The sequence below is a fragment of the Achromobacter veterisilvae genome, assembly GCF_900496975.1.
Classification (GTDB): Bacteria; Pseudomonadota; Gammaproteobacteria; order Burkholderiales; family Burkholderiaceae_B; genus Achromobacter; species Achromobacter veterisilvae.
Genome location: NZ_UFQC01000001.1, coordinates 212,821 through 226,126, shown reverse-complemented (window position 1 = coordinate 226,126; position 13,306 = coordinate 212,821). Strand labels below are relative to the sequence as shown.

General features: G+C 66.9%; 9 protein-coding genes. 5 read left to right on the top strand and 4 right to left on the bottom strand.

All coding sequences use genetic code 11. From position 1 onward, the window contains the following. Positions 1 to 23: 23 nt before the first annotated feature. From AVE30378_RS01045 to ykgO, 3 genes are read right to left on the bottom strand one after another with little or no spacing between them, the layout of a single operon-like run. The gene (locus tag AVE30378_RS01045; protein ID WP_129238915.1) at positions 24 to 1,055 is read right to left on the bottom strand and encodes an arsenic resistance protein; all 1,032 of its coding nucleotides are present in this window, start codon (positions 1,053 to 1,055) and stop codon (positions 24 to 26) included. After that, positions 1,049 to 2,170, bottom strand: a complete 1,122-nt coding sequence (locus tag AVE30378_RS01040) for an NAD(P)/FAD-dependent oxidoreductase (protein WP_129238914.1) — start codon at positions 2,168 to 2,170, stop codon at positions 1,049 to 1,051. Before AVE30378_RS01040 ends, AVE30378_RS01045 begins: the two co-directional genes overlap by 7 nt. After that, positions 2,170 to 2,316, bottom strand: coding sequence for a type B 50S ribosomal protein L36 (ykgO, locus tag AVE30378_RS01035; RefSeq protein ID WP_043548342.1), 147 nt, complete (start codon positions 2,314 to 2,316; stop codon positions 2,170 to 2,172). The genes AVE30378_RS01040 and ykgO overlap by 1 nt, the downstream gene beginning before the upstream one ends. A gap of 193 nt (positions 2,317 to 2,509) precedes the next feature. On the opposite strand from ykgO, the gene AVE30378_RS01030 reads away from it, so the two are divergent. Continuing rightward, on the top strand, positions 2,510 to 3,346 hold the full coding sequence (locus tag AVE30378_RS01030; RefSeq protein ID WP_129238913.1) for a hypothetical protein: 837 nt from the start codon (positions 2,510 to 2,512) through the stop codon (positions 3,344 to 3,346). A gap of 19 nt (positions 3,347 to 3,365) precedes the next feature. Here the strand turns inward: AVE30378_RS01030 and AVE30378_RS01025 are convergent, their stop codons facing one another. Next, positions 3,366 to 4,616, bottom strand: a complete 1,251-nt coding sequence (locus tag AVE30378_RS01025; RefSeq protein WP_129238912.1) for an NnrS family protein — start codon at positions 4,614 to 4,616, stop codon at positions 3,366 to 3,368. Between the two features lie 220 nt (positions 4,617 to 4,836). Here AVE30378_RS01025 and AVE30378_RS01020 point away from each other — a divergent pair, with 220 nt between their 5' ends. The 4 genes from AVE30378_RS01020 to narH all read left to right on the top strand — a co-directional run bounded on the left by AVE30378_RS01020 (position 4,837) and on the right by narH (position 13,304). Next, the gene (locus tag AVE30378_RS01020) at positions 4,837 to 6,096 is read left to right on the top strand and encodes an MFS transporter (protein ID WP_244234938.1); all 1,260 of its coding nucleotides are present in this window, start codon (positions 4,837 to 4,839) and stop codon (positions 6,094 to 6,096) included. Between the two features lie 27 nt (positions 6,097 to 6,123). Next, positions 6,124 to 7,509, top strand: a complete 1,386-nt coding sequence (locus tag AVE30378_RS01015; RefSeq protein WP_129238911.1) for a NarK family nitrate/nitrite MFS transporter — start codon at positions 6,124 to 6,126, stop codon at positions 7,507 to 7,509. A 489-nt stretch (positions 7,510 to 7,998) separates the two neighbouring features. Next, the gene (locus AVE30378_RS01010; RefSeq protein ID WP_129238910.1) at positions 7,999 to 11,742 is read left to right on the top strand and encodes a nitrate reductase subunit alpha; all 3,744 of its coding nucleotides are present in this window, start codon (positions 7,999 to 8,001) and stop codon (positions 11,740 to 11,742) included. Next, positions 11,739 to 13,304: a nitrate reductase subunit beta gene (gene narH / locus AVE30378_RS01005; RefSeq protein ID WP_129238909.1), complete on the top strand. Its 1,566-nt coding sequence runs from the start codon at positions 11,739 to 11,741 to the stop codon at positions 13,302 to 13,304. The genes AVE30378_RS01010 and narH overlap by 4 nt, the downstream gene beginning before the upstream one ends. Positions 13,305 to 13,306 lie beyond the last annotated feature (2 nt).

Below are 13,306 nucleotides of genomic sequence, written 5' to 3'. Positions count from 1 at the left end.
TAATAATGATTACCGTTTTCCGCTCAGAAAACTGTAAGGTTATTTCCAGGACGGTGTCCCGCTGCCTGGGCTGCCCGCTGATTCGCGCGTTGCCGCTGCCCGGCCAGCACCCGCCGCAGCACGGCCAGATGGGGGAACTCCACCAGCATGCCGATGACCAGCGCCGCGTAGATCAGCGGTTCGCCGGGCAGCGCCGCCATGGTCACCGCCAGCATCAAGGGCGCGTTGCGGGCGGCAATGCTCATCGTGAAGAGGGCGTGTTCCGGATAGGCGAACCGGCCCAGGCGGCTGATGCCTTCGCCAAGCAGGAAGGTGCACGCGAAGAAAATGAAGACCGCGGGCAGGATCCAGGCGAAGGCGGCGCGGTATTCGAGGATGACGGCGATGTTGGCGGCGAAGATCTCCATGACCAGCAGCGCGATCGCCCAGGGAACGGCCCGGTCCGCGCGGCGCAGCAGCCGGCCGAACCGTTCGGCGCCCATCAGCCGGCGCAGGCCGTAATGGGCCAGGACGGCCACGGCCATCGGCCCGAGAAACCAGTGCAACAGCGTATCGCCGACGATCCCCGCCTGGACTTCGACGGGTCCGTGCGCGAAGAGGCGCAGATAGACCGGATAGAGCAGGAGCTGCCCGGCCATGTTGATCGGGATGAGGGCCGCGCCCAGGGCGACGTTGCCGTGCGCCAGCCGGGTGAACCCCAGGAACCAGTCCGTGCAGGGCGCCATGAAATAGATCGTCAGTCCCACCATGAGCAGGGGGTGCGCCGCCAGCATGGCCGAGGCGATGGCGTAGCCGATGGCCGGAACGAAAACGTAGGTGGCCAGCGCCGTCAGGGCCAGAAAGCGCAGATTGCCCCAGGCGCGCACGACGGCGTCCAAGCGCACGCCGAAGAAAAGCAGGGTGACCAGCGCCAGCAGGGTGGCGTCCACCTGGCTGCCCAGCAGTTCGCCCGCGGCGGGCCGCAGGTGGCCGATGGCCGCGCCCGCGGCGATGCTGGCGGTCAGCAGCACGGAAACCCCGGACGCGCGGACGGCGTTCCCCAGCGCGGTCAGCATTCGCAGCCCTCGCAGCATTCGCTGTTGCCGAACGGCCCCCAGGCGCCCGCGCCGGTTTCCAGCGCGGTCGTGTCCCGGTCCAGGCACAGGCCGATGCGGCGGGCGATCAGGGCGTAGCGCTGGCGGAACTTGTAGATGAAGCAGTAGATGCGCTGTTCCTGGCGCACCTGCGGACCGGCCAGGAACAGTCCCGGTGTAATCGTCGACTCGTCGGCGTCGGACAGCACCACGCGGCCGTCCTCGTCCCAATCCCAGAGTTCGGCGACCTGGCGCGCGCCGCCGCCCTTGAGAAATCCGGTTCCCAGAATCGGGGCGGCTTTCTCGTCCCAGTAGCGGCCGTCGCCCGCGTGGATGCGGAAGCCGCCCGCCGCGTCGCGGGTCAGGCCGATCACGTCCACGCCGAACACGATCTCCAGCCGGCCCGTGTCGATGGCCTGGTACAGCCGCTGGCGGCTGTAGGGCGAGAGCGACAGGCTCGGGTCGTGCGACCCTTGCGGGTCCCAGGTCGACTTGCGGGCGAGCAGCCGCACTTCGCGCCCGAGCCCGGCCAGGTTGACCGCCGCGTCCACGCCGCTCTCGTAGCCGCCGATCACGGTGTAGCGGCTGGCCTGAAAACGCGTCCAGTCGGCCACCTGCGCGTAGTGCGGGCACCATTGCGCGCCGGGGAAGGGCGCCAGGTCGGGGAACTGGAACTCGCCCGTGGCCCAGATCAGGAACCCGGCTTGCAGCCTGCCCCTGGGCGTGTCCAGGATGAAGCCGCCTCCCGGCACCGCCCCGACCGCCGCGACCTTGCAATCGGTGGCTACGGGCAGCTCATGCCCCCGGGCGATGAAGCTCAGGTATTCGGCATATTGGGGGCCGCTGGGGTGCTCGGCGCCGGTGTGGATCGCGGGCGAACTGGGTTCGTTTACGGCATTCAGGTCGGCCAGGCCGAAGGGATTGCTGTGAAAGGACGGCGTGATGAAGCGCGCCTGCGCCGGCCAGCGCCGGAAAGACTCGCCCACGCGCCCGGCCTCCAGCACGCCGAACTTCAGTCCCGGCACCTTCTGCAACGCCAGCGCCATGCCGATGCCGGCGGCGCCGGCGCCCACGACGGCGGCGTCCAGGCGCTGCATTACGCGTTCCTGTTCTTTGCGCCGCCCTGGCGGGCCTTGAAACGCGGGTTGGACTTGCAGATGACGTAGATGCGGCCGCGGCGCCGCACGACCTGGCAATCGCGGTGGCGGGTCTTGGCGTCCTTAAGCGAAGAGAGGACTTTCATGGGGAGGCTCCTTTTCGAGCGAAATGGAAAATCGACAGGAGAGGGGCATCGCGTTTCGATCTTGGGCTTCGATAAAACAAGGGATGTTATAACATAACAATAATTGGCTCAAGCGGGCGCGCGCACCGCGTAAAATGCGCTTCCCATCATTCGGTGGCGCAGGCAGGCCGCGCCGCTACACAAGGCTTCTTCCATGCAAGAGAAAACGTCCGCCACGCCGCCGGCGGCCGGCGCTTCGGCGCAGCGCGGCAGGTTCGAAACGCTGGCGCGGGCGCTGGACGGCGAACTCGCCAGGCTGGCTCTCTGGGGAAAGGTCGAGCAGGACTACCAGAAGCAATACGCGGACGTGCTGGCGCCGCTGGAGACAGTCGAAGTCGAATTGAAGGCCAGGCTGGTCTTCTGCTTCGACCATGCCTGCAAGCAGAAGGAATTGACCAAGGCCGAGCGCCAGCTCGCCTCCGAGATCGCGGCGCAGCTTGCGGAGGAAACGCTGTGCTCCCTGGAACTGGACGGCACGCCGGCGGAATGCGACACGGACCGCCTGAAGGCGCTTTACCGCAAGCATGGCGGCGGCGACTTCGACGCCGACTTCGCCGAGGAGCGGGAGGCGGCCGGGGCGCCGGCGGAAGAGCCGCCGGCCCCGCAAGCGGAGGCGGACGATACCGCGCCGGCCCTGCTGGCTGAAGTCCGGGCCCTGGCGGCCATGGAGGCGGACAAGCGGGACGCGGCCGGCGAAGACCGCTACGCGGAATACAACCGCGTCCTGGAGGCGCGGCTGGCGGGCGTGGCCCGGGAAATCGCCGCCGCCGAACGCGGCTTCAAGGCGCGCTACCGGTTCGACCCCGAGCAGTCCATCGATCCCGCCGACCTGATGGAAGACCTGGACGCCGAGATCGCCGACGTGCGCGAGTACATCGGCGAACTGGAGTTCGAACTGGAGCAGTTCGTGGACATGCAGCAGGTCAAGGCCTGGCTCAAGGCCATGAAACGGCAGTTGGCGGCGACGCGCCGGCGCGAAGCGCGCAACTGAGCGCGCCGGGCGCCCGCGCTCAGGCGGCCGGGCGCCGGGCCGCCGGCATCACGCGCATCACCGGCGCGGCGGTCTTGGCGGCATCGGCCCGCGGCCGGATCATCATGGGGAAGAAGCGCCACAGGTACAGGGCGAAGGCCAGCGCCCAGGCGGTGGCCGAGGCATGCAGCAGGCCCAGCATGGCCGTGGTGGGCAGCAAGGCGGCCAGGCGCAGCAGGGCCGCCAGGATCACCAGCGCGTAGCTGGCGACCATGCTGCGGTCGGTCTGCAGCGGCCGTCCCAGGTGGCCCAGGGCCGTGCGCGTCACCATGCCGATGATCAGCACCGAGAATCCGGCCACGCCGATCACGTGCGCGGGCCAGGCGGTCCGCAGCACATAGCCGGCCAGTTGCGCGGCGCCCACCAGCAGGCCGATGCCCAGGCCGGCGTAGCCCGCGTACAGGATCCACAACAGCGGCACGCGGCGTGCGGCCCAGGGCTTCCAGGAAATCCATTGCGCCAGCGCGATCAGGCCGGTCGCGGCCAGCGCCGCGGCGGCCACCTGGGGCCGGTCGGCCAGCAGGCAGGCGATGGCGACGACCCCGGTGCCCAATTGCCAATGGCCGCTGCGCGTGTGCGGCGGAATGTCCAGCCCGGCCACGGCGCGCTTGGCGAAGAATGGGAGGATGCGGCGGGCGATCAGCAGCGTCAGCACGGCCATGCTGAGCAGGCCGGCGTTGAAGTAGCGCATCAGCGCGAAGTAGTCGCCTTGCACCGTGGCCCAGAGATAGAGCGCATTGGTGGCGCCCAGCGCCAGCAGCAGCAGGGGAACGCCGTAGTTGCGCCGGTTGCGCGTGACGGCGACGGCGCGGCCCAGCGCGGCGGCGGCCCACAGGAAGAACAGCAGGTCGGCCGCGGCGGCGACGACGAAAGCGGGCCGCCCCGGGACCAGATAGCCCGCGCGCGCCACGATCCACACCCCGCACAGCGCGGCCAGGGCGTTGCCGCGCAAGGGGTTCTTGCCGGTCCAGTTGGCGCCCGCCGTCAGCAGGAAGCCCACCGCGATGGTGGCGACGAACCCCCACAGCATTTCATGCGCATGCCAGGGCATGCCGCCCAGCACGCCCGTCAGCAGGGACGGGGCGTGCACCCATAGCAGCACGGACGCCAGCGCCCAGAAACAGCCGGCCAGGTACAGCGGGCGGAAACCCATTTCGGTGAAGGCGCTCCATTGGGGGCGCGCGCGGCGCGGGGGCTGGGCGGGTTCTTCGATAGACAGCAGCGTGCTCATGGGGTCCTGCGGATTTAAAGGTGTATTTGAAATACATATTAATACGCCGGACGGCCGCCCGCCAGCGCCGCGATTTGATCCAGCGCAAGCCAGCCCGCAACACCGGGGTGACTAGTCATAACGGCGCGGGCTTCTGCCCGGCCGGCGAATGGTTCTCGCGGCGTCCTGTCCCTACGCTAGCCGCAAGTGAGATGTCTTCGTCAGCAAAGCGAGAGTAACCATGGCAGCAAGTCATTCCTCGGCCGGCGCGCCGATGCGGGTCCTGATATCCAGCACATTCGCCTTCACCATCTGTTTCGCGGTGTGGATGATCTTCGCCGTGCTGGGCATACCCATCAAGACGCAGTTGGGCCTGTCTGAAACCCAGTTCGGCCTGTTGGCCGCCATGCCCGTGCTGAGCGGTTCGCTGGTGCGGGTGCCGCTGGGCATCTGGACGGACCGCTACGGCGGCCGTCCCGTGTTCTTCGTCCTGATGCTGCTGGCGGTCGTGCCGATCTGGCTGCTGTCGTACGCCACGCAGTACTGGCAGTTCCTGGTGCTGGCGCTGTTCGTGGGGCTGACCGGCGGCTCGTTCTCGGTCGGCACGCCCTACGTGGCGCGCTGGTTCCCGCGCAAGAAGCAGGGCCTGGCCATGGGCGTGTTCGGCGCCGGCAACTCGGGCTCGGCCATCACCAAGTTCGTCGCGCCGGCGCTGATCGCGGCCGCGGGCGGGGCCTGGGTCATCGTGCCGCAGGTCTATGCGGTGGCGCTGCTGGTCACGGCCGTCCTGTTCTGGCTGTTCTCGGCGTCCGATCCCGCGCACCGCGTGACGACTGGCGCCGGCCTGTCGGCGCAGATGGCCATGCTGAAGGATCCGCGGGTCTGGCGCTATTGCCAGTACTACTCGGTGGTGTTCGGCGGCTATGTGGCGCTGGCGCTGTGGATGACCAAGTACTACATCGGCGAATACGGCTTCGACATGAAGCTGGCGGCGCTGCTGGCGGCGTGCTTCTCGCTGCCCGGCGGGGTGCTGCGTGCCATGGGCGGATGGATTTCGGACCGCTACGGCGCCTACAAGACGACCTGGTGGGTGATGTGGGTGTGCTGGGTGGCGTTCTTCATCCTCAGCTATCCGCAGACGCACTTCACCGTGCTGACGGCCGGCGGCCCGCGCAGCTTCGACATCGCCCTGGGTCCGGTCAGCTTCACCGTCCTGCTGTTCATCGTGGGCATCGCGATGGCCATCGGCAAGGCCTCGGTCTTCAAGTTCATCTCGGACGAGTTCGGCGAAAACATCGGCGCGGTGTCCGGCATCGTCGGCCTGGCCGGCGGCCTGGGCGGTTTCGTGCTGCCGATCCTGTTCGGCGTGCTGCTGGACCTCACGGGCATCCGCTCCAGCGCCTTCATGCTGCTGTACGGCACCGTCTGCGTCTCCCTCATTTTCATGCACTTCAGTTTCCGGCCGGAAAGCGCGGCCATCGCCCGGCAGCAAGCCGCCTGATCCCCTCCAACATCCTGAGAGAATCCTATGTCCACTCAAGTCCTTGCGCGATGGGAGCCGGATAATCCCGGCTTCTGGAAACAGACCGGCGCGCGCGTCGCCAACCGCAATCTCTGGATCTCCATCCCGGCGCTGATGCTGGCGTTCAGCATCTGGATGCTGTGGAGCGTGGTGGTGGTCAACCTGGACCGCGCCGGCTTCATGCTGTCCAAGAACCAGATGTTCTGGCTGACGGCGCTGCCCGCGCTGTCGGGCGCCACCTTGCGCATCTTCTATTCCTTCCTGGTGCCGGTCTTCGGCGGACGCAAGTGGACGGCCATCTCCACGGCCTCGCTGCTGATCCCGGCGGTGGGCATGGGCTTCGCCCTGCGCGATCCGACCACGACGTTTCCCACCCTGCTGATCCTGGCGTTGCTTTGCGGCCTGGGCGGCGGCAACTTCAGTTCCAGCATGGCCAACATCAGCTTCTTCTTCCCGAAGGAGAAGAAGGGCCTGGCGACCGGGCTGAACGCCGGCATCGGCAACCTGGGGGTGTCGCTGGTGCAGTTCGTGGTGCCCGTCGTGATTTCGATCGGGGTCTTCGGCGCCGTCGGCGGCGCTCCGCAGACGGTGACCGTGAACGGCGCGCAGCAGAACCTGTGGCTGCAGAACGCCGGCTTCATCTGGGTGATCCCGATAGCGCTGGCCTCCATCGCCGCCTGGTTCGGCATGAACGACATCGCCGACGCCCGCGCTTCCTTCGCCGACCAGGCGGTCATTTTCAAGCGCAAGCACAACTGGCTGATGTGCTGGCTGTACGTGGGCACGTTCGGCTCCTTCATCGGCTTTTCGGCGGGCTTCGCCATGCTGACCAAGACGCTGTTTCCGCAGGTCGATCCCATGGCCTACGCGTTCCTGGGGCCGCTGGTCGGTTCGCTGACGCGTCCCGTGGGCGGCTGGGTGTCGGACAAGCTGGGCGGCGCGCGGGTCACGCTGTTCACGTTCGCCGGCATGATCGCGGCCGTGCTGGGCGTGATGGCCTTCCTGCCGACCGGCGGACGCGCGGGAGATTTCAACGGCTTCCTGATCATGTTCATCGTGCTGTTCGCGCTGACCGGCCTGGGCAACGGCTCCACGTTCCGGATGATCCCGGTGATCTTCCTGCGCGAACGCACGCAGGCCGCCCAGGGCAAGGACGCCGCCGCGCAGAAGCAGGCCCTGGCGGACGCCGCCAAGGAATCGGCGGCCGTGCTGGGGTTCTCCGGCGCCATCGGCGCCTACGGCGGCTTCTTCATCCCGCGCAGCTTCGGCACCTCGCTGGAGATGACGGGCAGCGTGCAGGCCGCGCTGTATTGCTTCATCGGCTTCTACGCCACCTGCCTGGTGATCACCTGGTGGTACTACGGGCGCCGCAACGCGCCGGTGCCGTGCTGAGATGGCCAGGTCTAGGTACGGGTCAGGTGTCTGACACCCCCGAAGCGCCCGCTCAGGCTGAAGACGGTCTCCCGCGGGTGTCAGACACCGGGGATATGGGCGGGCCAGGTGTCTGACACCCCTGAAACGCCCGCCCAGGCTGAAGACGATCTCCCACGGGTGTCAGACACCGGGGATATCGGCGGGCCAGGTGTCTGACACCCCTGAAACGCCCGCTCAGGCTGAAGGCGGTCTCCCGCGGGTGTCAGACACCTGGGATATCGGCGGGCCAGGTGTCTGACACCCCCGAAACGCCCGCTCAGGCTGAAGACGATCTCCCACGGGTGTCAGACACCAGGGATACCGGGATGGCGCGGGTGACTAGTCATTCTGCCGCGCCCGGCCTATGCCACCGGGGAATAGTCCTAGAAGCGCGCCGCGCCTAAAGTGGTTTCAACAGCAACGATCGCAGTACGCGCCGGCGGGGCCGGCGCTCTTGGAGAATAGAGAATGAGTCATTTCCTGGACCGCTTGAAGTTTATGTCGAGGGTGAAGTCCACCTTCGCGGACGGCCACGGCGAGACGGTCAACGAGGACCGCAAGTGGGAAAACGCCTACCGCGCCCGCTGGCAGCACGACAAGATCGTGCGTTCGACCCATGGCGTGAACTGCACGGGCTCGTGTTCCTGGAAGGTGTACGTCAAGAACGGCCTGATCACCTGGGAAACGCAGCAGACGGACTATCCGCGCACGCGGCCCGACCTGCCCAACCACGAACCGCGGGGCTGTCCGCGGGGCGCCTCGTATAGCTGGTACGTGTATTCGGCGCAGCGCGTGAAGTACCCGATGATCCGCGGACGCCTGATCGAAATGTGGCGCGAGGCCCGCAAGACGATGGACCCCATCGCCGCCTGGGAATGGATCAGCCAGGATCCGGTGCGCGCCAAGCGCTACAAGGCCGTGCGCGGCCTGGGCGGCTTCGTGCGCGCCGACTGGGATACGGCGACCGAAATCATCGCCGCCGCCAACGCGTTCACGATCAAGAAGTTCGGGCCCGACCGCCTGATCGGCTTTTCCCCGATTCCGGCCATGTCCATGGTCAGCTACGCCGCCGGGGCCCGCTACCTGAGCCTGCTGGGCGGCGCCTGCCTGAGCTTCTACGACTGGTATTGCGACCTGCCGCCGGCCAGCCCGCAGGTCTGGGGCGAACAGACCGACGTGCCGGAATCGGCCGACTGGTACAACTCGACCTACCTCATGGTGTGGGGCTCCAACGTGCCCCAGACCCGCACGCCCGACGCGCACTTCTATACCGAAGTCCGCTACAAGGGCACCAAGACCGTGGCCGTGTCCAGCGACTTCGGCGAAATGGTCAAGTTCGGCGACATCTGGCTGGCGCCCAAGCAGGGCACCGACGCCGCGCTGGCCATGGCCATGGGCCATGTGATCCTGAAGGAATTCCACCTGTCGGGCGCGTCGACCTATTTCCGCCAGTACGTGCGCCACTACACCGACATGCCCATGCTGGTGCTGCTGAAAGAGCGCGACGGCTTCTACGCGCCCGACCATTTCCTGCGTGCCTCGCACCTGGACGGCGCCCTGGGCGAACAGAACAACCCCGACTGGAAGACGCTGGTGCTGGACGCGGGGAGCGGCGACCTGGTGGCGCCCAACGGCAGCATCGGCTTCCGCTGGGGCGAAGGCGCGGTCAACGGCGGCGAGAAGGTGGGCCGCTGGAACCTGGAATCCCGCGACGGCGGCAGCGGCCGCGAGATCGAGCCCATGCTGACGCTGCTGGGCAAGTCCGACGCCGTGGTCGGCGTGGGCTTTCCGTACTTCGGCAGCGAGCACGGCGAACTCCAGGTGCGCAACGTGCCGGCCCGCCGCTTGCGCCTGGCCGACGGCAGCGAGGCCCTGGTGGCCACGGTGTACGACCTGCAAATGGCCAACTACGGCCTGGACCGCGGCCTGGGCGGAGGCAATGTCGCCAGTTCCTATGACGAGGACGTGCCCTATACGCCCGCCTGGCAGGAAAAGCACACCGGCGTGCCGCGCGCGCAGGTGATCCAGGTGGCGCGCGAGTTCGCGCAGAACGCCCACGATACCGAAGGCAAGTCCATGGTCATCGTCGGCGCCGGCCTGAACCACTGGTACCACATGGACATGATCTACCGCGGCATCATCAATATGCTGATGATGTGCGGCTGCGTGGGCAAGAGCGGCGGCGGCTGGGCCCACTACGTGGGCCAGGAAAAGCTGCGCCCGCAGTTCGGCTGGGCCCCGCTGGCCTTCGCCGCCGACTGGGCGCGCCCGCCGCGGCAGATGAACGGCACCTCGTTCTTCTACGCCCACACCAGCCAGTGGCGCCATGAAAAGCTGAACGTGCAGGAAGTGCTGGGCCCCACCGCCGACCGCGGCAAGTACGGCGACCTCAGCATGATCGACCTGAACGCCCGCGCCGAGCGCATGGGCTGGCTGCCGTCCGCGCCGCAACTGCGCACCAATCCGCTGGACCTGGTCGCCGAGGCCGACGCCGCCGGCAAGGATCCGGTCGCCCACGCCGTCGACAAGCTGAAGTCGGGCGAATTGCAGATGGCTTGCGAGAACCCGGACGATCCGGCCAACTTCCCGCGCAACATGTTCGTGTGGCGCTCCAATATCCTGGGTTCCAGCGGCAAGGGCCACGAATACTTCCTGAAGTACCTGCTGGGCACGCAGAACGCCGTGTTCGGCGACGAGGCGGCCGCGATCAAGCCGACGGAAGTCACGTTCGAGGAAGACGCCGCCGAAGGCAAGCTCGACCTGCTGACGGTGCTGGACTTCCGCATGAGCACGACCTGCCTGTACGGCGACATCGTGCTGCCCACGGCCACCTGGTACGAGAAGGACGACCTCAACACCTCGGACATGCATCCGTTCATCCACCCGCTGAGCGAAGCGGTGCAGCCGTTGTGGGAAAGCAAGACCGACTGGGAGATCTACAAGCTGCTGGCCAAGCGTTTCAGCGAGATCGGCGGCCCCTACCTGGGCAAGCGCCGCGACCTGGTGCTGGCGCCGCTGATGCACGACACCCCGGGAGAACTGGGCCAGGCGTTCGAGCCGCGCGACTGGAAACTGGGCGAATGCGACCTGGTGCCGGGCAAGACCGCGCCGAACATGATCGTGGTCGAACGCGACTACAACGACATCTACCGCAAGTTCACCTCGGTCGGCCCCTTGCTGGACAAGCTGGGCAACGGCGGCAAGGGCATCAACTGGAACACCGAGCACGAGGTGCACGAGCTGGCCGGCATCAACGAGAGCGTGGCCGAGCCGGGCGTGAGCCAGGGCCGTCCGCGCCTGGACACCGCGATCGACGCGGCCGAAATGATCCTGACCTTCGCGCCCGAGACCAACGGCCACGTGTCCGTCAAGGCCTGGGAGGCGCTGGGCAAGATCACCGGCCGCGACCATACCCACCTCGCCGTGGGCCGCGAACACGACAAGATCCGCTTCCGCGACATCCAGGCGCAGCCGCGCAAGATCATTTCCGCGCCGACCTGGTCGGGCCTGGAAAGCGAGGAGGTCAGCTACAACGCCGGCTACACCAACGTGCATGAGCTGATCCCATGGCGCACGCTGACCGGCCGCCAGCAGTTCTACCAGGACCATCGCTGGATGCTGGATTTCGGCGAAGGCTTCTGCGTGTACAAGCCGGCCATCGACACCAAGACGGTGGCGCCCATGCTGGGCCGCTACCCGAACGGCGAGAAAGAGCTGGTCCTGAACTGGATCACGCCGCACCAGAAGTGGGGCATCCACAGCACGTATTCGGACAACCTGCGCATGCTGACCCTGAGCCGCGGCGGCCCCCACGTCTGGGTGTCGGAGGCCGAAGCCAAACAGGCCGGGCTGGTCGACAACGACTGGGTCGAAGTGTTCAACGTGAACGGCACGCTCACCGCCCGGGTGGTGGTCAGCCAGCGCGTGCCGGTGGGCATGTGCCTGATGTACCACGCGCAGGAAAAGATCGTGAACGTGCCCGGCGCGGAAACCAGCGGCAAGCGCGGCGGCATCCACAACTCGGTGACGCGCACTGTGCTCAAGCCCACGCACATGATCGGCGGCTATGCGCAGCAGGCCTACGGTTTCAACTACTACGGCACGGTGGGCTCCAACCGCGACGAGTTCGTGGTGCTGCGCAAGATGAAGAAGGTGGACTGGCTGGAAGGCCCGCTCGTCGAAGAACCGCAACAAGAAGAGAAGCAATCATGAGGATACGCGCCCAAATCGGCATGGTGCTGAACCTGGACAAGTGCATCGGCTGCCACACTTGCTCGGTCACCTGCAAGAACGTCTGGACCAGCCGCGACGGCGTCGAATACGCCTGGTTCAACAACGTGGAGACCAAGCCCGGCATCGGCTATCCGAAGGAATGGGAAAACCAGGAAAAGTGGAAGGGCGGCTGGAAGCGCACCGCCGCCGGCAAGCTGGAACCGGCCCAGGGCGGCAAGCTGCGCATCCTGGCCAACCTGTTCGCCAACCCGAACCTGCCGCAGATCGACGACTACTACGAGCCGTTCACCTTCGACTACGAGCATCTCAAGAACGCGCCGCTGTCGCAGACCCCGCCGACGGCGCGGCCGGTGTCGGTGCTGACGGGCAAGAAAATGGACAAGATCCATTGGGGCCCGAACTGGGAAGACGACCTGGGCGGCGAATTCGGCTCGCGCAGCCGCGACGCGCTGTTCGAGGGCGTGCAGAAGGAGATGTACTCGACCTTCGAGAACACCTTCATGATGTACCTGCCGCGCCTGTGCGAACACTGCCTGAACCCGGCCTGTGTCGCCAGTTGCCCGTCGGGCTCGATCTACAAGCGCGAGGACGACGGCATCGTGCTGGTCGACCAGGACAAGTGCCGCGGCTGGCGCATGTGCATCTCGGGCTGCCCGTACAAGAAGATCTACTACAACTGGAACAGCGGCAAGGCCGAGAAGTGCACCTTCTGCTATCCGCGCATCGAGGCCGGCCAGCCGACCGTCTGCTCGGAAACCTGCGTGGGCCGCATCCGCTACCTTGGCGTGATGCTGTACGACGCCGACCAGATCGAGCACGCGGCGTCCACCGCCAATGAACAGGACCTGTACCAGTCGCAGCTCGACCTGTTCCTGGATCCGAATTCGCCCGAGGTGATCGCCGCCGCGCGCGAACAGGGCATCCCCGAATCCTGGCTGGAAGCCGCCCGTAAATCGCCGGTCTACAAGATGGCGGTGCAATGGCGCGTCGCCTTCCCGCTGCACCCGGAATACCGCACCTTGCCCATGGTCTGGTACATCCCGCCGCTGTCGCCCATCCAGTCGGCCGCCGAATCGGGCCAGATGCCGCAGCGCACCGTGGGCAAGAGCGCCATGATCCCGGACGTGTCCAGCCTGCGCATCCCCGTGCGCTACCTGGCCAACCTGCTGACCGCGGGCAAGGAAGCCCCGGTGGTGCAGGCGCTGGAGCGGATGCTGGCCATGCGCGCCTACAAGCGTTCCGAATCGGTGCACGGCGAACGCGACACGGCGCTGCTGGACAAGGTCGGGCTGTCCGAGGCGACGGTGCAGGACATGTACAAGATCATGGCCATCGCCGACTACGAGGACCGCTTCGTCGTGCCCAGCAGCCACAAGGAAGTGGTCGAGGACAGCTTCAACGAGAAGGGAAGCTGCGGCTTCACCTTCGGCAACGGCTGCTCCGGCGGGGTGTCGGAAGGCACGCTGTTCGGACGCAAGCCCCAGGGCAGCGAGATCTTCATCGAGATGCCGAAATCCCGCAAGAAGGCCGCTTCGGTCTAGGA

Coding starts and splice junctions, on each gene's coding strand:
- AVE30378_RS01045 (WP_129238915.1), bottom strand. CDS start 1,055: ATGCTGACCGCGCTGGGGAACGCCGTCCGCGCGTCCGGGGTTTCCGTG.
- AVE30378_RS01040 (WP_129238914.1), bottom strand. CDS start 2,170: ATGCAGCGCCTGGACGCCGCCGTCGTGGGCGCCGGCGCCGCCGGCATC.
- ykgO (WP_043548342.1), bottom strand. CDS start 2,316: ATGAAAGTCCTCTCTTCGCTTAAGGACGCCAAGACCCGCCACCGCGAT.
- AVE30378_RS01030 (WP_129238913.1), top strand. CDS start 2,510: ATGCAAGAGAAAACGTCCGCCACGCCGCCGGCGGCCGGCGCTTCGGCG.
- AVE30378_RS01025 (WP_129238912.1), bottom strand. CDS start 4,616: ATGAGCACGCTGCTGTCTATCGAAGAACCCGCCCAGCCCCCGCGCCGC.
- AVE30378_RS01020 (WP_244234938.1), top strand. CDS start 4,837: ATGGCAGCAAGTCATTCCTCGGCCGGCGCGCCGATGCGGGTCCTGATA.
- AVE30378_RS01015 (WP_129238911.1), top strand. CDS start 6,124: ATGTCCACTCAAGTCCTTGCGCGATGGGAGCCGGATAATCCCGGCTTC.
- AVE30378_RS01010 (WP_129238910.1), top strand. CDS start 7,999: ATGAGTCATTTCCTGGACCGCTTGAAGTTTATGTCGAGGGTGAAGTCC.
- narH (WP_129238909.1), top strand. CDS start 11,739: ATGAGGATACGCGCCCAAATCGGCATGGTGCTGAACCTGGACAAGTGC.